Here is a 22529-nt window from a genome sequence, read left to right on the forward strand (position 1 = left end):
CGCCCGCGCACAAGCCGGCACCCTAATGTGCCGCAGTGCGGAGAGCGTTCGATTGTATGCGGCGGCACCCTGGGTAATAAGTTGTAACCCAACCCGTCGCGCCGCCCGGCAGGGCTTTCCTGCCCGTCAGGCAGCCTGGCGCCGCGCCTCGGGTTGGTCCCACTGCGCCATCAGTTGGTTCCACTGCGCGCGAGCTGCCGCCAAATTGCGCTCCTTCACGTGGCCGTACCCCTTGATCTGCTCGGGAATGCGGGCGATCTCCAGGGCCAGGCCGTAGTTGACGGCCGAAAGCGAAGCGAGCACCCGCTCGATGCTCTGGCGGTACTCCACGATCAGGGCGCGCTCGGTACGACGCTCCTCGGTCCGGCCGAAAACGTCAAGCGCCGTGCCGCGCAGGCCCTTGAGCTTGGCCAGCACGCGGAATGCGGTGTGCATCGCCGGGCCGAACTTCTTCTTCTGCAGCTCGCCCTTGTCGTTGCGCTTGGCGATCATCGGCGGCGCCAGGTGGTAGTTGACCTTGTAGTCGCCCTCGAACATGGCGGCGATCTTTTCCTGGAAACCGGTCTCGGTGTGCAGGCGGGCGACTTCGTACTCGTCCTTGTAGGCCATGAGCTTGAACAGGTAACGGGCCACGGTCTCCGTCAGCGCCGTCTTGCCCAGCGGGCCTTCCGCGGCATGCACCTTCTCGACGAACGCCTTGTAATCGGCGGCGTACTCGGCGTTCTGGTAGTCCGTGAGGAACTCGACGCGGCGCGTCACCATGCGCTCCAGGGTTTCGCGCTTCTTGAACTCGATCACCTGGGCTGGGGCCAGCAGCTTTTCCACCGACGCCCAGTCGTGCGCGGCGCGGCGGCCCCATTCGAAGGCGGCCTTGTTGTTGTCGATGGCCACGGCATTGAGCTCGATCGCGCGCATCAGCGATGCGTATTCCAGCGGGAGCCAGCCCTTTTGCCAGGCGTAGCCCAGCATCATTGGGTTGGTGTAGATGCTGTCGCCCATCAGCTTGGTGGCGGCCACGTCGGCGTTGAACGCCGAGACACCGGCCGGGCCGACCGCATGCACGATCTCCGCGGCGCAGGCGTCGGCGGGATTGGCCCAGTTGGCGTTCTTCACGAATGCGGCGGTGGGCGTGCTGTGCGAATTGAGCGCCACGTGCGTGCGGCCCTCGCGCATGCGCAGCACGGTTTCCTTGCCAGCCGTGACGATCGGGTCGCAGCCGATCACCAGGTCGGCTCCGGCCATGCTGACCTTGGTGGTGCGGATGTCCTCGGCGCGCTCGCCGATCAGCACGTGGCTCCAGGTGGCGCCGCCCTTTTGCGCCAGGCCCGCCGAATCCTGCGTGACGATGCCCTTGCCTTCGATGTGGCCGGCCATGCCGAGCAGCTGGCCAATGGTGATGACGCCGGTGCCGCCCACGCCCGCCACCACAATGCCGAAGGCGCCGTTGATCCTCGGCAGCTGCGGCTGCGGCAGTTCGCCCAGCGCGAAGGGTGAAGTCGTCTTGTCCTTGGCCTTCTTCTTCAGCTGCCCGCCTTCGACAGTGACGAAGCTCGGGCAGAAGCCCTTCAGGCAGCTGGTATCCTTGTTGCAGGTGTTCTGGTTGATGGTGCGCTTGCGGCCGAATTCGGTCTCCAGCGGCTCCACCGACAAGCAGTTGCTCTTGACGCTGCAGTCGCCGCAGCCTTCGCACACCAGGTCGTTGATGACGACGCGAACGGCCGGGTCGACCAGGGTGCCGCGCTTGCGGCGGCGGCGCTTTTCGGTGGCGCAGGTCTGGTCGTAGATGATCGCGGTGGTGCCTGGAATCTCGCGGAATTCGCGCTGCGTGCGGTCCAGTTCATCACGGTGGCGCACCTCGATGCCCGGGGGCAGCTTGGCCATCGTGTACTTCTCGGGTTCGTCAGTGACGACGATGAGCCGCGTGACGCCTTCAGCCACCAGGCTGTGCGCGATCTGGATCACTGAATGGCCCTCGGGCCGCTCGCCGACCTGCTGGCCGCCGGTCATGGCGACCGCGTCGTTATAGAGGACCTTGTAGGTGATGTTCACGCCCGAAGCGATCGACTGGCGGATCGCCAGCAGGCCGCTGTGGAAATACGTGCCGTCACCGAGGTTGGCGAACACGTGGTTCTCCTTGGTGAACGGCGCCTGGCCGACCCACGGCACGCCCTCGCCGCCCATCTGCGTGAAGCCGATGGTCGCGCGGTCCATCCAGGTCGCCATGAAGTGGCAACCGATGCCGGCCATGGCCCGCGAGCCTTCGGGCACGACGGTGGAGGTGTTGTGCGGGCAGCCCGAGCAGAACCACGGTGCGCGGTCGCCCTTGACTTCGAGCACCTGCATCGAGCGTTCCTTGGCTTCCAGGATCGCGAGTTGCGCGTCGATGCGCGCGCCCATATCGCCGTCCACGCCCAGCTTCTTCAGGCGTTGCGCGATGGCGCGGGCGATCAGCGCAGGGGATAGGTCCGCATTAGCGCGCAGCAGCGTGTTGCCGGTCGGGTTGGCCATGGACCACTCGCCGCCCGAGAAGTCTCCTTCGACTTCATTGAACTTGCCGACCACCACCGGGCGCACGTCAGGCCGCCAGTTGTAGAGCTCTTCCTTCAGCTGGTACTCGATGACCTGGCGCTTTTCCTCCACCACCAGGATCTCGCGCAGGCCCTGCGCGAACTCGCGCGTGATCTGCGCTTCCAGCGGCCACACCACGCCGACCTTGTGCAGGCGGATGCCCAGCTGGCGGCAGGTGTCGTCATCCAGCCCCAGGTCCAACAGCGCCTGGCGCGTGTCGTTGTAGGCCTTGCCGCTGGCGATGATGCCGAAGCGGTCGTTCGGGCCCTCGATGGCGTTGTAGTTCAGGCGGTTGACTCGGATGTATGCGAGCGCCGCGTACCACTTGTAGTCGAAGAGGCGCGCTTCCTGTTCCAGCGCCGTGTCGGGCCAGCGAATGTGCACGCCGCCGGGCGGCATCTCGAAATCGGTGGGAATGCGGATGTCGACGCGCTCGGGGTCGATCATGGCGGTGGATGCGGACTCGACGATCTCCTGGATCGTCTTCATGCCCGACCAGACGCCGGCATAGCGGCTCATCGCGAAGGCGTGGATGCCCAGGTCCAAAATCTCTTGCACGCTGGCCGGAAAGAACACCGGGAAGCCGCAGGCCTTGAAGATGTGGTCGCTCTGGTGCGCGGCGGTGGAGCTCTTGGCGACGTGGTCGTCGCCGGCCACCGCGATCACACCGCCCCAGGGCGTGGTGCCCGCCATGTTGGCGTGCTTGAAGACGTCGGCGCTGCGGTCCACGCCCGGCCCCTTGCCGTACCAGATGCCGAACACGCCGTCGAACTTGTGCGTTTCCTTGGGCGTGAAGCCCAATTGCTGCGTGCCCCATAGCGCGGTGGCGGCCAATTCTTCATTGACGCCCGGCTGGAAGACGATGTTCTGCGCCTTCAGGTACTTGTCGGCCTTCCACAGCGCCTGGTCATAGCCGCCCAGCGGCGAACCGCGGTAGCCGCTGATGAAGCCGGCGGTGTTCTTGCCCTGCTGCGCATCGCGCAGGCGTTGCAGCATGGGCAGCTTGACCAGCGCCTGCACGCCACTCATGAAAGCGCGTCCGTAGTCGAGCGAGTACTTGTCGTCGAGCGTGACGGTTTCCAGGGCCTTGCGGATGTGTTCGGGCAGCGGGGCGTTCATGGACGTCTTGTCTCCAGTGATTTCGTGGGAACGAGGCCTTGTGGGCCGGGTGCGGGAAGAATCGTTCCGCCGGATAGGCGGGCGCCTCTAGTGGACTGCAAAGTGTATGCCCGCGCCTCAGATATGTCTTTGCTTTCTATGCCGTGTTATTGGCTGATCAAGAAAGAATCTTGCTTAAAATCGGCAATCATGGAAACACTCGATAAGTTTGACGTCGCCATCCTCAATGAATTGCAGGCCGACGGGCGCCTTTCAAATGCCGAACTCGCGCAGCGGGTGGGCTTGTCCGCGGCGCCGTGCTGGCGCCGAGTTCGCGCGCTGGAAGAGGCGGGATTCATCAAGGGCTATCACGCCGAGATCGACCGCCACAAGATCGGCCTGGGCGTGCTGGCTTTCGTGCGGCTGGACGCCAACCGCAACACCGGCGAACTCACCCGCGAAATGGAAGAGGCGATCCGGAAAATCCCCGAGATCGTGTCGTGCCACTACATCAGCGGCGCCGGCACCTTCGAGCTGCAGGTGGTGTCACGCGACCTCGACACCTTCTCCCAATTCGCGCGCAAAGTGCTGATCAACCTGCCGAACGTCAAGGACCTGCACACCAGCTTTTCGCTGGGCGAGGTCAAGGCCAGCAGCAGCGTGCCACTCGCCCACCTGGGCGCAAAGTCATCCTGAGACCGCGATTTCAGTCCTGCTTGCAATGCACCGACAGCGGGGGCTGCGCATAGCGCAGCAATGCTTCGCGGCCGGTCACGCCCAAACCGAACTCGGCGCGCATGCGCGGATTGCTGTAGACGGTCTGCTGCGGCGTGGCGCCGCCGGCGTCGCGCAGCAGAACATCGTTGCCCCGCGGGCCTGCATCCACCACGGCCGTGTCGTCGGCGAAGCGCACCGTGAACTCGACGCCCTGGTCGCACCGGTAAAGCGGCAAACCTGCGGCACGCTGGGGCGCGGAGCCTGAGGCAGCGGGCGCAGCAGTGGGCGCGGGTGCTGGCACCGGCGCCGCGGCCGGGCTCGAAGCAGGAGCGGAGATCGGGGGCGGCGTGCCGCATCCGTACAAGCATGCGGCGGCGATGGCCGCAAAGGCGAGGTTCTTCATGGGCCGTGATTGTGGGGCGCGCGGGACGTTTTGTGGGCGAGAGCCGCTCGTCAGCGCGGCCACAACACCCACAACCTCAGCGGTTGCTTCAGGCGCCCGGCCACCTCGCCCGCCTCGAGGCCCCAGCCAGTGAAGTAGTCGGCGCGCACCGCGCCCGTGATGGCACTGCCGGTGTCTTGCGCCAGCACGAGCCGCTGCAAGCTGGTCACCGGCCCCGACGAGGCCAGCCAGACCGGCGTGCCGTACGGAATGCTTTCCTTGTCGACAGCGATCGAGCGTCCCGGCGTCAGCGGCACGCCCTGCGCACCGCGCGGCCCGAACGCCGCGTCGAGGTCCGGCAGCGGCTCCTCGCGGAAGAACACCACGCGCGGATTGGCCCACAGCATCTCGTTCACGCGCTGAGGATTCTGCGCCGCCCAGGCCTTGATGCCGGGCCAGGACGCGTCGCGCAGCGCACCTTGCTGCAGCAACCAGCTGCCGACACTTCGATAGGGCTGCTCGTTCGTGCCGGCAAACGCGACGCGTACCGTGCGCAGGCTGCCGTCCGGCTCCGTGATGCGCAGGCGCCCCGAGCCCTGGATCTGCAGCGACAGCGCGTCGAGCGGATCGGCGAGATAGGCGATCTCGCGCCCGCGCAGCGCCGCACGCGCCTCCGGCAGCGTGTCGATCTCCTGCCGCGAGTACCAGGGACGCCGGCTGGCCAAGTTGGCCGGCGGCCGGAAGAGCGGGACCGCATGCGTGGCGCTGGGCTGTCTGCTCGCCTCCAGCATCGGCTCGTAGTAGCCCGTGAGCAGGCCTTCGGAGGCGCCCTGCAATGGCTCGACGCGATAGGGCTGCAGCCGCCGCGTCATCCACGCGCGCTGTTCTTGCGGCGTGGCGATCGAAAGCCGCCGCACCTCGGGGCACAACGGCGCGAACGCCGGGCCGGGCCGCTCGCAGCTCTTCAGCCACGCGTTCCAGGCTTCGTGCAGCGCGTCGTCGGCGAAACCCGGCAGCTCCGCCCAGCGCACGGGCTGCCAGCGGCTCTTGCCGTGCACGAGGGCCGGGGGCAGGGGCGCGTTGTCTGCAGGGTCCGGCAATGCGGCACTTGGGACGGGACGCGCGGGCGGCGGCTCATCCATGGGAGGCAGTGGCACGCTGCCGCAGGCCGCGAGCATTCCTACAATGGCCGCAATCCCAAGGAAACGGTTCATGCTGCTGATTCTGCTTGAAGCGCTGCTCGCGCTGGTGCTGCTGGTCGCTATCGTCTGGTGGACGATGTTCGCCGGTCGCAAAAAGGGCGAGCTGGTGGCGCGCGACGAGACCGAAAAGAAAGAGCCTTGAGCCGATGCGCTAAAGGCTGCGCAACGTGTTCGCCAGTTCGACGGCGGACTTCACTTCCATCTTGTCGAACACGCGCGCCCGGTGCACCTCGACCGTGCGCACACTGATGTCGAGCTGGTCGGCGATGAGCTTGTTGGGCAGGCCTTCGACCACGAGCCGCATCACGTCACGTTCACGTTCCGTGAGTTCCGTGAGCCGCTTCTGCAGCAACGTCTTTTCGCGACGGGCCGTGAGCACCCCTTCCGATTTGCGCAGTGCCTGCTCGACCCGATCGACCAGGGCGTTGTCGGAAAACGGCTTCTCGCAGAAGTCGAAAGCGCCACGCTTGACCATGTCGACCGCGGTCGGCACGTCGGCATGGCCCGTCAGGAAGATCGTGGGGATCACTTCCACCAGCCCGCGCTCGGCCAGCTTGTCGAACAGCGCGAGGCCGCTCATGCCCGGCATGCGCACGTCCAGCAGCAGGCATGCGGGCTGCGCCGGCGTGTACCCGGCGGCGAGCATCGCCTCGAATTCTTCGCCGCCGCCGTAAGACTCGCTCAGCAGGTGGCGCGAGCGCAGCAACCATGCGAGCGCTTCGCGTACGCTGGAGTCGTCATCGACGATGAACACGGTGGCGTTCTGGGTGGGCTGCATCAGGGGCTGTCGTTGTTGTGCGGATCGACCGGCAAGGTGAACATGAAAATCGTACCTTGCGGACGGTTGGCTTCGAACCCGAGGAATCCCCCATGCTGTTCCACCACCGTGCGGCACATCGACAAGCCGAGGCCCATGCCTTCGGCCTTGGTGGTGAAGAACGGTGTGAAGAGCTGGCGCTGAATCTCGGGGGGGATGCCGGGCCCCACGTCGGCCACCGAGAACTCCAGCCACGCCTTGCCGGGCGTCGCCTCACCCACAGGCACAGCGCGCTTGACCTCGATCACCAGTGAAGGATCGCGCACCTGCACCTGGTCCATCGCCTGCATCGCATTGCGCGCCAGGTTCAGCAGCACCTGTTCGACCATGGTGCGGTCGCACAGCACCGCGGGCAGACCGCTCTTGAGCCGTGTCTCCACCCGCACGCCCAGCTTGCGCGCCTGCAGGCTCACCAGCGGCATGATCGCGTCCAGCAATTCCTGCGGCGTGACCGGCTCGCGCTCCTTGTCGCGGCGGCGCACGAAGTCATGCACGCTCTTGATCACCTTGCCGGCGCGCTCAGCCTGTTCCGCGATGCGGCGCATCGCCACTTCGATGTCGGGCAGGGCCAGCGCGGCCGCCGGTGCGCCGGCCTGGGGCTGCAGCAGGTTGATCGAGCCGGTGGCGTAGCTGGAGATCGCGGCCAGCGGCTGGTTCAGTTCGTGCGACAACAGCGACGCCATCTCGCCCACCGTCGCCAGCCGCGCGGTGGCCTGCAGGCGCTCCTGGCTGGCGCGCGACAGCTCCTCGACGCGCCGCTGCTCGCTCAAGTCCAGGAAGGCGCTCATCCAGCCCGTCTGCACGCCATAGTGATTGATCAGCGGCGCTTCGATGATCAGCACCGGAAAGCGCGAGCCGTCCTTGCGCATGAACACCGACTCGAAGCCCTCGCGCGGCGGTGCGTTGTGGCCGGAGAGGCGCACTTCCTGGCGCTTTTGATACTCGTCCGCGAGCTCAGGCGGCCAGTACGGCGCGAGCGTCGTGTGGCCCAGCAACTCGTCGGGCGAGAAGCCTACCATCGCGCAGAACGCCGGATTCACGTAGGTGATGCGGCCCTCCAGGTCGCGCGCCCGCAGTCCAGTCACCAGCGAGTCCTCCATGGCCTTGCGGAACGCCAGCGCGTCGGCCAGGTCCTGCTCGGCGCGCAGGCGGCGCCGAGTGTCCTTGCCGAGCAGCACCAGCACCGACACCAGCGCGATCGACATGGCGGTGACGAGCGCAGTGAGCACGTTGGGGAACAGGTCCGGCGCGCCGCGCCAGCTGTCCATGCGCAGCACCATGGTGTTGCCCGGGAGGTCCAGCAATTGCTGCGACGAAAACACCCGGTTGCCGCGGCGCGCCGTGCCGTGCAATGCGAGGCGCGTGCCGTCGGCTTCGGTGAACGACACTTCCTGGCTGCGCATCAGCTGCGGCCCGACCAGCCCGGCGAGGATTTCACTGAGCGAATAGGTTGCGACCACATAGCCGGTGAGCTGGCCCGCGCTGACCTGCGGCAGGCAAAGCTCCATCACCTCCAGGCCGAGCCCGTCGAGCTGCGGCAGAAAGTAGCTGCTCGAATAGGCCGGTCCGCTGACGCGGCGCCCATTGGCGCAGGCCAGCGCGACGTCCGCGTGCGCGTTGGCACGGCCCAGCCGCGCGAATGGCGGCGAGCGGTAGGGCGTCTCCATGAACGCCACAGTGCCCAGGGCCGAGTCTCGCCATTCCAGGCGTATCCATTCGCGATGCTCGTGCAGCAATTGGCTCGCGCGCGCACTCCAGACGGCCGGCGAGGGCTGCCCCGCTTGGAGCGCCTGCAGGCTTTGCACGTTGCGGGTGAGCGCGCCGCGGATGTCGCCGAGCGCATCGGCGGTGTCGCGCTCCAGCTTGGTCTGCACCTGGCTCGCCTCATAGCGGCCGGCCAGCCAGACGAGCGTCACCAGCAGCGACGCCACCAGCGCAATCAACAGCACCCAAAGCGACCAGCGCACGTAGCCCGACGGGCGGCGCCGGCCCGTCGCCATCACGGGCACCGGCGGCGCCACAGCGCTCACGAGGAAACCTCCGCGCTAAGCGCTTCGGCCCAGCGGCTCATAGGACTCTGTGCTCCAGCGCCGGCAGTTGCGCGCGCACCTGCGCCTGGCGTGCGGGGTCGAGTTCGGCGATGACCACGCCCGCGCCTTCGTCCTGCTGCGCCAGCACCAAGCCCCAGGGGTCGACCACCATGCTGTGGCCCCAGGTGCGGCGGCCGTTCTCGTGCGTGCCGCCTTGCGCGGGGGCCACCACGTAAGCCAGGTTCTCCACCGCACGGGCCCGCAGCAGCAATTCCCAATGCGCCTGGCCCGTGACGTAGGTGAACGCGCTGGGCACCAGCAGCACGTCGGCGGCGAGTGCGCGGTACAACTCGGGGAACCGGAGGTCGTAGCACACCGACATGCCGATGCGCCAGCGGTGGCCGCTTCGGCTCTGCACGTCGAAGGCAACGGTGTCGCCGCCGCATTCGATCACACGCGATTCGTCGTACCGTTCGCGGCCGTTGTCGAACTTGAAAAGATGGATCTTGTCGTAGCGCGCGGCGCGCTCTCCGGAGGGCGAGAACACCATGCTGGTGTTGCGTACATGCGCGTCGTCGCCGGCGGCCAGCGGCAGCGTGCCGCCGACGATCCACATGCCCAGCTCCTTCGCCGTGCCGGCCAGGAAGCTTTGCACCGCACCTTGGCCGACGCTCTCGCGCGCCGCCAGCTTGTCGGTGTCCTTGTGGCCCATCAGGCAGAAATATTCCGGCAGCGCCGCGAGCTCGGCGCCGGCGTTTGCCGCTTGCTCGAGCAGCACGCGAGCCTGCGCCAGGTTGCCCTGCACCGAGATACCCGACACCATCTGGATGGCAGCAACTCGCATGCTCAATTTGTCCTTCCTGCTTTGGCTTCCGAGGCCGCATCGACGCGATTCTCCGCCGCCGCGCTCGCATTGCGATCCACGCGCGTGATGCGCGGGTCGGCCCACGTGCCGTCGATGTGGAACTCCTGCGTGGCGGCCCTGATCAGTGGCTGGCGCAGGAACATCTGCGCCAGGAACGTGCCCAGGCCGATGGCGGGATTGATCACGGTCGCGACCAGTGAAGCCGTTCCCGCGTTGATCTCGGGCACCACCACCACCTTGATGTCCTGGGTTTCGCGCGCGATGTCCGCCTTTCCTTCCATCAGCACGGCTGCATTCACGCCCTTCATCTGCAGGTTGTTGGTGGCGGCAATGCCTTGCTGCACGGTGATGTCCCCGCGCAGGAAATCGAACGCGAAACCCTCGGTGAACACGTCGCGAAAATCCAGCGCCAGCCGGCGCGGCAGCGACTGCAGGCTGAGCACGCCCAGCAGCTTGGCCAGGCCCGGGTCGGCCTTGAGGAACTGGCCGCCTTCGACGTTGATGTAGAAATTGCCGTTCATCGTCGGGTAGTCCAGCGTGAGCGGCGAGCCCAGCCAGGAGACTTGGCCGTCCATGCGTCCCTTGCCGCGCCGCACGACGTCCTTCATGCCGAAGCGTGCGAGCAGCTGGCCGGAATCGGCGATGTCCAACTTGAAGTTCATGACCGTGCGGCGGCGTTCGGCTCGCTGGCCGGGACGCGAAGCCGCGGGCGCAGGCGCCGCTTGCGCGTTCACGCTGGCCCAGTTTCCTGTGGCATTGAACACCGCTTCGGGCATCGTGAGATTGAGCTTGTTCAACCGCCACTCGCGTGCGCCGCCTTCGCGCGCCACCGCGTTGGCGCCCCGGTTCACTGCGTCGATCTCCAGACGCCCCAGCTTCTTGCCGCGCAGCTCGAAATCCTCGACTACCACGTCCACTGCCGGCAGGATTTCAGGCTGTTCGTCCAGCAGCGACTCGACCTGCCTGGCGTCCGAGGCCGCAAGCGAGAGGCGCGCGAGCCGCGCATGCAGCCTGCCGCCGCCCAGCCCCGACGGCGACTGGCGGTATTCCACGTAGCCGTTCAGCTCGGTGGCCTCGGCATTGGCGCGCCAGACGCCGCCGTCGCGCGAGCCGCCCAACACGACGTTGTGCAAGGTTCGCCCTTCGGCCGTCAGTTCCTTGGCACGCACGGCCATCACTGTGGGCAGGTAGCTGCTCGCCGCGCCGCCCGCAGGTGCGCGCAACGCCGCGGCGTCACCGCCGGATGCGCGGGCCAGCACGGCTTCCCAGGCGTCGACGTTCAGTGCGGCGAGGTTGATGTTGGCGATCACGCCCTGTTCCGGCAGGCTGGGCGCTTCACCGGGTGCGAGGCCGACGCCGATCGCGCCGCGGATCGCGCGCGGCTCGGGGCCCGAGATATCGCGGATGTAGACCGCCGTGGCGACGCGGCCCAGCTCGAACGTCAGTTGGTCCTGCTGTTTCGCCGCCGCGTCGCGCACCAGCGCCGATTCGTAGCGGATGGGCAGCGCCGTGTCTGCCGCCTTCGCCATCGGGGGCGGCAGTGCCAGCCCCATGCCTTGCAGGCTGGTCGCGACTGCGACCTCGGGCATGCCTTGACGCATGGTGAGCGTCACGGTGTAGGGCGCACTGCCACTCGCGTCCCTCGCGAGGCGCGACACAAAGCCCAGCTCCTTGGCCTGGCGCAGCCCTTCCGCGGTGGCCGTACCCTGCGCCCGCATCAAGACGGTCACATCGGTGTTGGCAGGCAGCGGCGCGGTCGGCAACCCGCGCGTGCCGCCTTCGAGCCGCACATCGCCGCCGAGCGCGCGCGCCTGCGCACCGACGAGGGCAAACCCGTGTTCTGTGAAAGTAACCGCCCCACGCGAGCGCGCCAGCAGGGGGGTGTCCGGCGTGATCTGGATGTCGTTGGCCGCGAGCGTGACCGTGCCTAGGACCTTCGACTTGTCGATGGTGGCGATCGGCAGTTCCAGCAGCAAGCGCAAGTCGGCATTGCCCGTGGCGCTTGCTTTGGAGAGCGCCTGTGATGTCATCGCCGCGAGCGGCGATGCGTTCACGAACCCCAACGACTGTGCGAGCGGGCCGCGCACGTCGCCCGTGACGCCGACGACGGTGGAGCGAAAGTCCGGAATCTGCGCCTGGGCCTTCACCTGCAAGCCCGGCGCACCCATGAAACGCCCCACGGCATTCCTGATTTCCATGCCGTTGCCCACGAACAGCAGCTGGCCGGACAACTGGGTGAGCGCCGGCCACGTGGCCGTGCCCTTGCCCACGGTGCGCGGCACATACGCGTAGGTGACGTTCTGCACTTCGGCCGTGATGCGGAACTCGCCCTGCTTCGGGTCCTTGAACGGGAAATCCTGCAGGTTGCCCTTGACGCGGAATTTCGCGCCGGTGGCCGCGCCTTGCACGACCGATTCGCGCACGTAGTCGCGCGCGTTTTTGGAAACGCCCAGGGGCAGGTACCGCCACACCCGGGCTCCATTGGCTCGCGAGAGGCTGGCCTGGAGGTCCAGCACACCGGGGAAACGCGCACGCCCCTTCTCACCGGTTTTCCACGTCGCCTGGCCTTCGCCTTGCGCGTCGGCGTTGCTGAACTTGAGATTGCTCACCGAAGTGCTGATGGCCGGGCCGTCGATCTGCCATTGCACGTCGGCGGCAAGGTCGTCCACCGGCACAACCGGCTCCTCGAAAACACCGGGAACATCGACCGCGCCTTTTTGCACGGCCAGCTTGCCCTTGCCGCCTGCCTGCGTGAGGTCGAAGTCGATGGATGCGCCGCGGATGCCGGGCGAGCCCGCGCGGGCGGGTGCGCTGGCTGCGGCTTCGGCCGGTCGCGCGGCAACCTCCAGCCGCACGGCGCGCCCCTTGGCCTGGTAAGACTGCAGCCCGTCGAGCGGGCCTTGCCATTTGGCCTGCAAGGTTTCCACCAGGCCCTTGGGCGCGTAGGCGGCCAAGGCCGAATGCGTTGCCGCGCCCAGCGGCAGCCTCGTCGCCACCTGGCTCAGGGCGAACAGGTCGAGCTTGTCGGCGCGAATCTCGCCGCGCGCGGGGCGCTGGCCGCCGGCCGGAGACCAGGTGACGAAGACGTTGCCGCCGGGCCAGCGCTGGCCTTCGCGCGTCTCGAACTGCAGGTGCTGGGTCTGGAACTCGAAGCCGTCGCCCTCCAGCCGCTTGCCGCCCAGGCGGCCCGACACCGTGCGCAGGGCCAGGGGCGCCAACGCCTTTCCGAGCGTCGTGCTCACATCGGCCAGCACGATGTCGGCCGCGCCGCCGACCAGCTGGCCGCGCGCCACGTCGGCCCAGGCGCGCACGGCACCGCGGCCCTCGGCAATCTCGACGCCGACGCTGGCGTGGCGACGCAGCTGGGAGACATCGACACGCGAGAAGTCCGCGTGCAGCTGGCCGTCCCAGTCCTGCCAGCGGCCGTGCCGGGTCGAGAGCAGCGGCTGCCGGAACAGGCCGCGCACACTGAAGCGGTCGCCCCATTCGGCCGGCGGCGTGGCGTCGAGCCGCAGGGCATGGCGGCGTGCGCCGTTGCGCATCACAAAGTCCACTTCGGCCAGGGCCAGCGGCGGGGCGCCGCGCATCTCGTCGGTCCAGCGCACGGTGCCCTGGCGAATCACGAACTCGGTCTGCTGGAAGAACCAGTCGGCGGCGCGGCCGTCGTTGTCGCTGCTGCGCGAAAAGTCGAGGCCGGCGACGAAGATCTTGCCGTCGGCCGCCCGGCGCACGTCCAGCTCGGGGCGGTCGATGTAGAGCTGCTCGAAGCCCAGGTTCCAGAGCGAACGCGGCGACAGCGCCGCCAGCACCCGCGGCAGGCGCAGTGCGGGCCGGCCCTGCGGGTCGAGCAGCACCACGTCGATCAGCTCGAACGATGGGATGAGGCCTTCGCTGCGCGCCGTGATGCTGCCGATGCGAACCGGTACCCCCAGGACCCGCCCGGCCTCCACTTCCAGGTCAGGGCGAAGCTCTCCGATTCGGGGCACAATCCAGCCATGCAGCGCCCCCCAGGCCAGCGCCAGCACCAGCCAGCCTGTCATGAGAAGCCACAACAACCCTTTCGCGATCGTGGCGTATGCCTTCAGTGGACGTGACGGAAAAGGCGGGCTGGCGTTCATGAAAACTTCGATGGTTCAAGAATTATGACCCTCGCCGGTCGATTGGGTTCGCAAGGCGGCGACGCCGTGTCGTCGCAATGCGGCGCATCGCCGAATGCCGGCGACAAGGCGGCGCCCGATGCGGTGCCGCTATCGGCCCATTCGCGGTTCGCACAGCGGCTGCGCCGGCGATACGCTGGCGAATTGCCGCTGCTGGCCACCGGCCACCCCACTCGCGACCTGATCGCTGGGACGTATGCGGCCCTGCGCGCGCGCGGCGACGATCCCGCCACCGCGTTGCGCATCGTGCGCCAACTGGTGATGGAGCGGCTGATGGTGCTGGACTGCGACCAGCAGGCGCCGCTGCCGGTCATCACCACCGCGGTGACCGAGCTCGCCGAATTCGCCCTGGACATCGCCTGCGAGGAAGCCCAGCGCGGTCTCGACGCCCAGTACGGCCCACCGCTGGGGCCCCTGGGCGAACGCTCGCAGCTGTGGGTGGTGGGCATGGGCAAGCTCGGTGCGCGCGAACTCAACGTGTCTTCCGACATCGACCTGGTCTACGTGTACGACCACGACGGCGAGACCGCCGGCGTCGAAGGCGGGCGTGGGCGCATCAGCAACCACGAGTACTTCGCCAAGGCCGTCAAAACCATCTACGGGCTCATCGGCGACACCACCGAGCATGGCTTCGTTTTCCGTGTCGACCTGGCGCTTCGGCCCAATGGCAACTCCGGCCCGTCCGCGGTTTCGATCGGCGCGCTGGAGGAATACTTCCAGGTGCAGGGCCGCGAATGGGAGCGCTTCGCCTGGCTCAAGAGCCGGGTGGTCGCCCCGCGCGCCTGCATCGAAAGCGGGTCGGCGCAGGGGCTGCGCTCCGCGGTGCTGCCGTTCGTGTTCCGCCGCTACCTGGACTACAGCGTGTTCGATTCGCTGCGCGTGCTGCACAAGCAGATCCGTGAACATGCGGCCAAGCGCAGCGCCGGGCGACCAGAGCGCGCCAACGACGTCAAGCTGTCGCGCGGCGGCATCCGCGAGATCGAATTCACCGTGCAGCTGCTGCAGGTGGTCCGCGGCGGCCACTATCCCGAGCTGCGCACCCGCCCCACCTTGCAGGCGCTGCAGCGCGTCGCCGCCGCGGGCCTCATGCCGCAAGCCACGGCCGACGCTCTGGCGCGCGCCTACGAATTCCTGAGGCGGGTCGAACACCGCATCCAGTACCTGGACGACCAGCAGACCCACGTGCTGATGGGATGTGACGACGATCTGGGCTGGATCGCCCGGACCATGGGCTTCGCCGACTGTTGCCCGTTCCTGCACGAGCTGGACAGCCACCGCGAACTGGTCGCGCAGGAGTTCGACACGCTGCTCGGCGGTGCCGGTGAATGCAAGGGATGCGGTGGCCCGAAGGGCTCGAAGATGCCGCCGCCCGACCTGGACACGGTGCTCGAACAACTGCCGGCGGTGCTGCGCGAGCGCATCGGCGCCTGGTCGCGTCACCCGCGGGTGCAGGCATTGCGCGAGGATGCACGCGCGCGGCTGTCGCGGCTGGTCGCGCGCACCGGCCAGTGGCTGGAGCAAGGCCGCGTCACGGAAGAAGCCGCCCTGCGGATGGCCGACTGGATCGAGCCGCTGCTGCGGCGAGAAAGTTACCTTGCGTTGCTGTTGGAGCGCCCCGGCGTGCATGAGCGGCTGCTGCGCCTGCTGGGCGCGGCCCGCTGGCCGGCACGCTACCTGCTGCAGCACCCCGGCGTTATCGACGAGCTGGCGAGCGACCAGCTCGTCACCGAGCGCTTCACCGCGACCGATTTCGAGAATGAACTCGAGCAGCGCCGACGCTCGCTGCAAATCACCGGCGAGGACGACGACGAAGCCTTGCTGAACCTGTTGCGGCGCGCGCATCACGCGGAGATGTTCCGTACGCTCGCACGCGATGTGGAGGGCCTGCTCACGGTCGAACAGGTCGCCGACGACCTGAGCGCATTGGCCGATGCGGTGCTGCGCGTGACGGCGCGCTGGTGCTGGAAACGCCTGAAGAACCGCCACCGGGAGACGCCGCAGTTCGCGATCATCGGTTACGGCAAGCTGGGCGGCAAGGAGCTGGGCTACGGCAGCGATCTCGACATCGTGTTCGTCTACGAGGACGAGCACGAGGCGGCCCCGGAAGCCTATGCCGCTTTCGTGCGCAAACTGATCAACTGGCTGGGAACCAAGACGGCCGAGGGCGACCTCTTCGAGATCGACACCGCGCTGCGGCCCAACGGCAACTCGGGCCTCCTCATCACCACGTTCGAGGCTTACGACAATTACCAGCAGCGCCGAGGCAGCAACACGGCATGGACCTGGGAACACCAGGCCATGACGCGCGCCCGCTGCGTGGTGGGGGACGAACCATTGCGTGTGCGCTTCGACGCGGTTCGGCAGGCGGTCGTGACGGCGCCGCGCGACGCGGTGGCCTTGCGGGCGGAGATCATCTCGATGCGTGAGAAGGTGCGCTCAGCGCACCCCATTCGTCGCGGCTTTTTCGACGTCAAGCACAGCGACGGCGGCATGGTCGATGCCGAGTTCGTGGTGCAGTTCCTGGTCCTCTCCCAGGCTGCGGCGCATCCCGAGCTCGTCCCCAACGTCGGGAACATCGCGCTCTTGCAGCGCGCCGAAGCCTGCGGGCTGCTGCCGGCCGGGGTCGGCCAGGACGCTGCCAAAGCCTATCGCGAACTGCGGCGCGTCCAGCACAAGGCGCGCTTGAATGAAGAGCCGACCCAAGTCCCGGCCGGGGCGCTGGAAACAGAACGCCAAGCGGTGCTCGCGCTTTGGGCCGCTGTGTTCAGCTGAGTCTGTCAGCAAAACTGTCAGTACGCCGCGTTTCAGACGGTAACCGGATGGGAACAGGCCGTACCAAGCAATGGTAGGCTCATAGGTTGCACACGCTCAGCCACGGCCGCAAAAAGGCCGACGCCAGGCGATATGCGAGCCCCGACCCAGGGAAGGAACCATGAAGAAACGATCGATCGCCGCGGCACTCGCGGCGTTGTGCCTGGCTGGTTGCTCTAGCCTTCGTCCGCCGGACGCCGTGCAAGCGGCGGCCCCGCCGCAGTGGTACGCCCCGTTGCCCCACAACGGCACGCTGACCGACCTCACGGCCTGGTGGCAGCAGTTCAACGACCCGCTGCTGGTCGAGCTGATCGAGTCCGCGCAGACGGCGAATCCCACAGTCGCTTCAGCCGCCTCCCGCATTCGCCAAGCGCGCGCTACCCGCGTGGCTGCGGGCGCGGCATTGCTCCCGACGTTGGACGCGACGGCGTCCGCCCAGCGCGGCAACAACCAGCCGCCCGCGCCGCTGGCGACCATCGTCCAGGGTGGCCTGCAGACCGCGTGGGAGATCGACCTGTTCGGCGGCAACCGCGCAACGGCCGACGCCGCGCAGGCCCGGCTGGACAGCGCGCAGGCCGGCTGGCATGAAGCCCGCGTCTCCGTGGCCGCCGAAACCGCGAACAGCTATGTCGCGTTGCGCACTTGCGAGCAGCAACTGGTGGTGGCGGGCAACGACGCCAAGTCGCGCGCCGAAACCGCGAGGCTGGCCGACCTGAGCGCGCGCGCCGGTTTCACCGCGCCGGCCACGGCCGCCCTTGCGCGAGCCAGCGCTTCCGAGGCATCGGCTCGCACGACGCAACAGCGTGCGCTGTGCGACATCGAAGTGAAGTCGCTGGTGGCGCTCACCGCGATGGCCGAGCCGGTGCTGCGGCAAAAGCTGGCCGGTGCCTGGACGGAGCCGTCGCGCGCGGGTGCACTGGCCGTCGCGTCGGTGCCGGCACAGGTGCTCGCGCAGCGGCCCGACGTGTACCAGGCCGAACGCGAAGTCGTGGCCGCCAGCGCCGAAGTCGGCAACGCCCGCGCCCAACGCTTCCCGCGGCTCTCCCTGTCGGGCTCGATCGCGGCGGGCAGTGTGCGCACCGGCGGCGTGACCACCGACCTGCAGACCTGGTCGATCGGCCCGCTGGCCCTGAGCTTGCCCCTGTTCGACGGCGGGCGCCGGGCTGCCAACGTGGATGCCGCGCAGGCACGCTACGAAGAAGCCGCGCTGCTGTACGCAGCGCGCGTGCGGCAGGCCGTGCGCGAAGTGGAGGAGGCGCTGGTCAACCTGGAAAGCGCGCGCTCGCGCACCGAGGACGCGCGCAATGCCACGGAAGGCTATCGCGCATCGTTTGCGGCCACAGAGGCCCGTTACCGCAGCGGCCTGGCGAGCCTGGTGGAGCTGGAAGACTCGCGCCGCACGGCGCTGGCCGCCGAGACCGCCTGGGTCGCACTGCAGCGCGAGCGTGTCGCGGCCTGGATCGCCCTGTACCGCGCCGCCGGCGGCGGCTGGGCTCGCCCAGACTCCGCAGCGGCCGTCGCGCCTGCCGTGCCCCGCTCCTGATCCCACAAGAACGACAAGCCCTATGAACAAGATCGAATTGAAGCCCCAGGCCCTGGCGGCCATCGCCCTTGCCGTGCTCGTTGCCGGTGGCGTCCTGCTTTCCGTGTCCGGCAAGAGCCACGCCGAAGACAAGAAGGACGCGCCGACCGTCAAGCCGGCGCTCACCGTCACCGCCGTGCAGCCGCAGCGCGTCACCCTGCCGGTGAAGCTGTCCGCGAACGGCAACATCGTCGCCTGGCAGGAAGCCATCGTCGGCGCCGAAGCGCCGGGCCTGCGCATCGCGGAGGTCAACGTGAATGTCGGCGACCGAGTGGCCAAGGGCCAGGTGCTGGCACGCTTCGCTGAAGGCACGCCGCAGGCCGAACTGGCGCAGTTCCGCGCCAATCTCGTCGAGGCCGAAGCCGCAGCTGCGGATGCCGCCGCCAACGCACAGCGCGCGCGCAGCCTGGAGACCACCGGCGCCCTGAGCGCTTCGCAGATCAACCAGTACCTCACCGCCGAGAAAACGGCGCAGGCGAAAGTCGGCGCGGCGCGGGCCATGCTGCAGGCGCAGCAGGTTCGCGTGAACCAGGGCGACGTGCGGGCACCGGACGCGGGCATCATCTCCGCGCGCAACGCCACCGTCGGAGCGGTGGTGGGCAACGGCACCGAGCTGTTCCGGCTGATCCGCCAGGGCCGGCTCGAATGGCGCGCCGAAGTCACGTCGCAAGAGCTGGGCCGCATCACGACCGGCACCACGGCGCTGGTAACGGCGGCGAGTGGCGCGCGCCTGTCGGGCCGGGTGCGCACCATCGGCCCCACGGTCGATCCGCAAACCCGCGCAGCCCTGGTCTACGTCGACGTCACGCCGCTGCCCGGCATGCCCGCCAGCGCGCGCGCCGGCATGTTCGCGCGCGGCGAGTTCGACCTGGGCTCGACCCCCGCGCTCACCGTGCCGCAAGCTGCGGTGGTGGTGCGCGACGGCTTCAGCTATGTGTACCGGCTGAACACGGACAACCGGGTCAGCCAGGTGAAGGTCCAGACCGGGCGCCTGGCGGGCGACCAGCTGGAAGTCGTGGGCGGCTTGGCCCCCGATGCACGGGTGGTGGCGGCCGGCGCGGGCTTCCTCAACGACGGCGACATGGTTCGCGTGGTCGGCACGCAAGCGCTGGGTGCGGGCCGTGCCGCCAGCGCCCCCGCTTCCGCCGCGTCGCGCTGAACGGAGCGTCACCCATGATGAACGTCTCCTCCTGGTCGATCAAGAACCCGATTCCGGCCGTGATGCTGTTCGTGCTGCTGACCTTCGGCGGCATCCTGTCCTTCAACGCGATGAAGGTGCAGAACTTTCCCGACATCGACCTGCCGACGGTGAGTGTCACCGCCTCGCTGCCCGGCGCGGCGCCGGCGCAGATGGAAACCGACGTTGCACGCAAGATCGAAAATGCGATCGCAACGCTGCAAGGCCTGAAGCACATCTACACGAAGGTGCAGGACGGCGTCGTGACCATCACCGCCGAGTTCCGGCTGGAGAAGCCGGTGCAGGAAGCGGTGGACGACGTTCGCTCCGCCGTATCGCGTGTTCGCGGCGACCTGCCGGGCGATGTGCGTGACCCGGTGGTGACCAAGATGGACCTGGCCAGCCAGCCGGTGCTGGCTTTCACCGTCTACTCCAAGCGGATGGACGACGAGGCGCTGTCCTGGTTCGTCGACAACGACATCTCGCGCAAATTGCTCGCCGTGCGCGGCGTGGGCGCTGTCAATCGCGTCGGAGGCGTCACGCGCGAGATCCGTGTGGCCCTGGACCCGGCACGCCTGCAGGCCTTGGGCGGCACGGCGGCGGAAATCTCGCGCCAGCTGCGCCAGGTGCAAACCGAAAGTGCCGGTGGCCGCACCGACGTGGGCGGCAGCGAGCAGACGGTGCGCACCTTGGCCACCGTCCAGACCGCGCGCGAGATCGGCGAGCTGGAGCTGTCGCTGGCCGGCTCGGGCAGCGGCCCCGGCCGCAGCATCAGGCTCAAGGACGTGGCGACCATCTCCGACACCACCGCCGAGCCGCGCTCCGCGGCCCTGCTCAATGGCAAGCCGGTGGTCGGCTTCGAAGTGGCGCGCAGCCGAGGCGAGAGCGAAGTGACCGTGGGCGCCGCCGTGCACAAGGCGCTCGCGGAGCTGAAGCAACAGCATCCGGACCTGGAACTCGTCCAGGCCTTCGACTTCGTCACGCCCGTGGAAGAAGAATACCAGGGCTCGCTGCACCTGCTGCTCGAAGGCGCCGCGCTCGCGGTGCTGGTCGTGTGGCTGTTCCTGCGCGACTGGCGCGCCACCTTCGTGTCGGCCATCGCCCTGCCGATGTCGGTGATCCCCGCCTTCATCGGCATGCACCTGCTCGGCTTCACGGTCAACGTGGTGACGCTGCTGGCACTGTCGCTGGTGGTGGGCATCCTCGTCGACGACGCCATCGTGGAAGTGGAAAACATCGTGCGCCACCTGCGCATGGGCAAGACGCCGTATCAGGCCGCGATGGAGGCGGCCGACGAGATCGGCCTGGCGGTGATCGCGACCACCTTCACGCTGATCGCGGTGTTCCTGCCGACGGCTTTCATGAGCGGTGTCGCCGGCAAGTTCTTCAAGCAGTTCGGCTGGACCGCTTCACTCGCCGTGTTCGCCTCGCTGGTCGTGGCCCGGGTGCTGACGCCGATGATGGCGGCCTACATGCTCAAGCCGATCGCGACCGGCGAGGCCAAGGATGCGCGCTGGATGCAGATCTACATGAAGTGCGTGAACTGGAGCATGCGCCACCGTCTCGCCACGTTCATCCTGTCGGCGCTGTTCTTCTTCGGCTCGGTGGCGTTGATCCCGCTGCTGCCCACCGGTTTCATCCCGCCGGATGACAACTCGCAGACCCAGGTATTCCTGGAGCTGGCACCGGGCTCGACCCTGGAGCAGACCAAGGCCAGTGCGGAACAGGCGCGCCTGATGATCTCCAAGGTGGAGCACGTGAAGAGCGTCTACACCACCATCGGCGGCGGCAGCGTCGGCGTCGATCCGTTCGCCCCGGGCGGCGCGGCCGAAGCACGCAAGGCGTCGCTCACGGTCCTGCTGACCGACCGCGGCGACCGGCCGCGCAAGCAAGGCATCGAGAACAAGATCCGCGCGGCCCTCGAGCCACTGCCCGGTGTGCGCAGCAAGGTGGGGCTGGGCGGCTCGGGCGAGAAGTACATCCTGGTGCTGACGGGCGAAGACCCGCTGGCCCTGGGCGCGGCCGCGCTGGCGGTGGAGAAGGACCTGCGCACGATCCCCGGCCTGGGCAGCGTCGCGTCCACCGCCAGCCTGATCCGGCCGGAGATCGCGGTGCGGCCGGACTTCGCCAAAGCCGCCGACCTCGGCGTGACCAGCAGCGCGATCGGCGAAACACTGCGTATCGCCACGGCGGGCGATTACGACATCGCGCTGCCCAAGCTCAACCTGTCGCAGCGGCAAGTTCCCATCGTGGTCAAGCTCGAGGAGAGCGCCCGCAAGGACCTGAGCCTGCTGGAACGCCTGGCCGTGCCCGGCGCGCGCGGCCCCGTGATGCTGGGCCAGGTCGCGACACTGGAGATGGTCGGCGGGCCGGCCGTGATCGACCGTTACGACCGCTCGCGCAACGTCAACTTCGAGATCGAGCTGTCCGGGCTGCCGCTGGGCGACGTGGCCGCCGCGGTCCAGGAGCTGCCGTCGGTGAAGAACCTGCCGGCCGGCGTGAAGGTGATCGAGGTCGGCGACGCCGAAGTGATGGGCGAATTGTTCGCGAGCTTCGGGCTGGCCATGCTCACCGGCGTGCTGTGCATCTACATCGTGCTGGTGCTGTTGTTCAAGGACTTCCTGCACCCGGTCACCATCCTGTGCGCCTTGCCGCTGGCATTGGGCGGTGCATTCGTCGGCCTGCTGATCGCGCAGAAGAGCTTTTCCATGCCGTCGCTGATCGGCCTGATCATGCTGATGGGCATTGCGACGAAAAACTCGATCCTGCTGGTGGAATACGCGATCGTCGCGCGACGCGACCACGGCCTGTCGCGCTTCGACGCCTTGCTCGACGCCTGCCACAAGCGCGCGCGTCCGATCATCATGACCACCATCGCGATGGGCGCGGGCATGCTGCCGATCGCCATCGGCTTCGGCATCGCCGACCCGAGTTTCCGCTCACCGATGTCGATCGCGGTGATCGGCGGGCTGATCACCTCCACGGTGCTGAGCCTGCTGGTGGTGCCGGTCGTCTTCACCTACCTGGACGACCTGGAGCATTTCATCAAGCGGTTGGCGGGCAAGCTGCGGCGCAAGCCCCATGTGCCGCCGGACACCGAGGTGCCAGCGAAACCTGCGTGAG

13 protein-coding genes are annotated in these 22529 nt (G+C 68.1%); 6 read left to right on the top strand and 7 right to left on the bottom strand.

What is annotated here, in order from left to right; translation table 11 throughout:
* Positions 1-126: 126 nt before the first annotated feature.
* Entirely contained in the window at positions 127-3687 is a 3561-nt protein-coding gene (locus EEB15_RS05320; RefSeq protein WP_141508477.1) for an indolepyruvate ferredoxin oxidoreductase family protein, read from the bottom strand.
* A gap of 189 nt (positions 3688-3876) precedes the next feature.
* On the opposite strand from EEB15_RS05320, the gene EEB15_RS05325 reads away from it, so the two are divergent.
* Positions 3877-4362, top strand: a complete 486-nt coding sequence (locus EEB15_RS05325) for an Lrp/AsnC family transcriptional regulator (RefSeq protein ID WP_141508478.1) — start codon at positions 3877-3879, stop codon at positions 4360-4362.
* 10 nt (positions 4363-4372) lie between these two features.
* Here EEB15_RS05325 and EEB15_RS05330 read toward each other — a convergent pair whose 3' ends face one another.
* Both EEB15_RS05330 and EEB15_RS05335 read right to left on the bottom strand, forming a co-directional pair.
* Complete coding sequence (locus EEB15_RS05330) at positions 4373-4786, bottom strand: hypothetical protein (RefSeq protein WP_141508479.1); 414 nt, start codon at positions 4784-4786, stop codon at positions 4373-4375.
* Between the two features lie 50 nt (positions 4787-4836).
* Positions 4837-5907, bottom strand: a complete 1071-nt coding sequence (locus EEB15_RS05335; protein ID WP_233259357.1) for a murein transglycosylase A — start codon at positions 5905-5907, stop codon at positions 4837-4839.
* A gap of 70 nt (positions 5908-5977) precedes the next feature.
* Here EEB15_RS05335 and EEB15_RS34445 point away from each other — a divergent pair, with 70 nt between their 5' ends.
* Positions 5978-6109 carry a hypothetical protein gene (locus tag EEB15_RS34445; protein WP_255466288.1) on the top strand — a complete coding sequence of 44 codons (132 nt, stop codon included), beginning with the start codon at positions 5978-5980 and terminating at the stop codon, positions 6107-6109.
* Between the two features lie 9 nt (positions 6110-6118).
* Here the strand turns inward: EEB15_RS34445 and EEB15_RS05340 are convergent, their stop codons facing one another.
* The 4 genes from EEB15_RS05340 to EEB15_RS05355 all read right to left on the bottom strand — a co-directional run bounded on the left by EEB15_RS05340 (position 6119) and on the right by EEB15_RS05355 (position 13797).
* Positions 6119-6745 carry a response regulator transcription factor gene (locus tag EEB15_RS05340; RefSeq protein ID WP_141508480.1) on the bottom strand — a complete coding sequence of 209 codons (627 nt, stop codon included), beginning with the start codon at positions 6743-6745 and terminating at the stop codon, positions 6119-6121.
* Positions 6745-8784 (bottom strand): nitrogen regulation protein NR(II), encoded by a 2040-nt coding sequence (locus tag EEB15_RS05345; RefSeq protein ID WP_141508631.1) that lies wholly within the window; start codon positions 8782-8784, stop codon positions 6745-6747. Before EEB15_RS05345 ends, EEB15_RS05340 begins: the two co-directional genes overlap by 1 nt.
* Positions 8785-8851: 67 nt before the next feature.
* Positions 8852-9658, bottom strand: a complete 807-nt coding sequence (locus tag EEB15_RS05350) for a carbon-nitrogen hydrolase family protein (protein ID WP_141508481.1) — start codon at positions 9656-9658, stop codon at positions 8852-8854.
* 2 nt (positions 9659-9660) lie between these two features.
* Complete coding sequence (locus tag EEB15_RS05355; protein ID WP_141508482.1) at positions 9661-13797, bottom strand: YhdP family protein; 4137 nt, start codon at positions 13795-13797, stop codon at positions 9661-9663.
* Between the two features lie 24 nt (positions 13798-13821).
* Here EEB15_RS05355 and glnE point away from each other — a divergent pair, with 24 nt between their 5' ends.
* The 4 genes from glnE (at position 13822) to EEB15_RS05375 (ending at position 22528) form a co-directional block, all read left to right on the top strand.
* Positions 13822-16608 carry a bifunctional [glutamate--ammonia ligase]-adenylyl-L-tyrosine phosphorylase/[glutamate--ammonia-ligase] adenylyltransferase gene (gene glnE, locus EEB15_RS05360; RefSeq protein ID WP_141508483.1) on the top strand — a complete coding sequence of 929 codons (2787 nt, stop codon included), beginning with the start codon at positions 13822-13824 and terminating at the stop codon, positions 16606-16608.
* Positions 16609-16768: 160 nt separating this feature from the next.
* Complete coding sequence (locus EEB15_RS05365) at positions 16769-18190, top strand: efflux transporter outer membrane subunit (protein WP_141508484.1); 1422 nt, start codon at positions 16769-16771, stop codon at positions 18188-18190.
* 22 nt (positions 18191-18212) lie between these two features.
* Entirely contained in the window at positions 18213-19388 is a 1176-nt protein-coding gene (locus tag EEB15_RS05370) for an efflux RND transporter periplasmic adaptor subunit (RefSeq protein ID WP_141508485.1), read from the top strand.
* Between the two features lie 17 nt (positions 19389-19405).
* A complete protein-coding gene (locus EEB15_RS05375; protein WP_141508633.1) occupies positions 19406-22528 on the top strand; it encodes an efflux RND transporter permease subunit in 3123 nt (1040 codons plus the stop codon).
* The last annotated feature ends 1 nt before the right edge of the window (position 22529 follow it).

The organism is Ramlibacter sp. WS9 (assembly GCF_003797765.1).
Lineage (GTDB): Bacteria > Pseudomonadota > Gammaproteobacteria > Burkholderiales > Burkholderiaceae_C > Ramlibacter.

Coding starts and splice junctions, on each gene's coding strand:
- EEB15_RS05320 (WP_141508477.1), bottom strand. CDS start 3,687: ATGAACGCCCCGCTGCCCGAACACATCCGCAAGGCCCTGGAAACCGTC.
- EEB15_RS05345 (WP_141508631.1), bottom strand. CDS start 8,784: ATGGCGACGGGCCGGCGCCGCCCGTCGGGCTACGTGCGCTGGTCGCTT.
- EEB15_RS05350 (WP_141508481.1), bottom strand. CDS start 9,658: ATGCGAGTTGCTGCCATCCAGATGGTGTCGGGTATCTCGGTGCAGGGC.
- EEB15_RS05365 (WP_141508484.1), top strand. CDS start 16,769: ATGAAGAAACGATCGATCGCCGCGGCACTCGCGGCGTTGTGCCTGGCT.
- EEB15_RS05370 (WP_141508485.1), top strand. CDS start 18,213: ATGAACAAGATCGAATTGAAGCCCCAGGCCCTGGCGGCCATCGCCCTT.
- EEB15_RS05340 (WP_141508480.1), bottom strand. CDS start 6,745: ATGCAGCCCACCCAGAACGCCACCGTGTTCATCGTCGATGACGACTCC.
- glnE (WP_141508483.1), top strand. CDS start 13,822: ATGACCCTCGCCGGTCGATTGGGTTCGCAAGGCGGCGACGCCGTGTCG.
- EEB15_RS05335 (WP_233259357.1), bottom strand. CDS start 5,907: ATGGATGAGCCGCCGCCCGCGCGTCCCGTCCCAAGTGCCGCATTGCCG.
- EEB15_RS05330 (WP_141508479.1), bottom strand. CDS start 4,786: ATGAAGAACCTCGCCTTTGCGGCCATCGCCGCCGCATGCTTGTACGGA.
- EEB15_RS34445 (WP_255466288.1), top strand. CDS start 5,978: ATGCTGCTGATTCTGCTTGAAGCGCTGCTCGCGCTGGTGCTGCTGGTC.
- EEB15_RS05325 (WP_141508478.1), top strand. CDS start 3,877: ATGGAAACACTCGATAAGTTTGACGTCGCCATCCTCAATGAATTGCAG.
- EEB15_RS05375 (WP_141508633.1), top strand. CDS start 19,406: ATGAACGTCTCCTCCTGGTCGATCAAGAACCCGATTCCGGCCGTGATG.
- EEB15_RS05355 (WP_141508482.1), bottom strand. CDS start 13,797: ATGAACGCCAGCCCGCCTTTTCCGTCACGTCCACTGAAGGCATACGCC.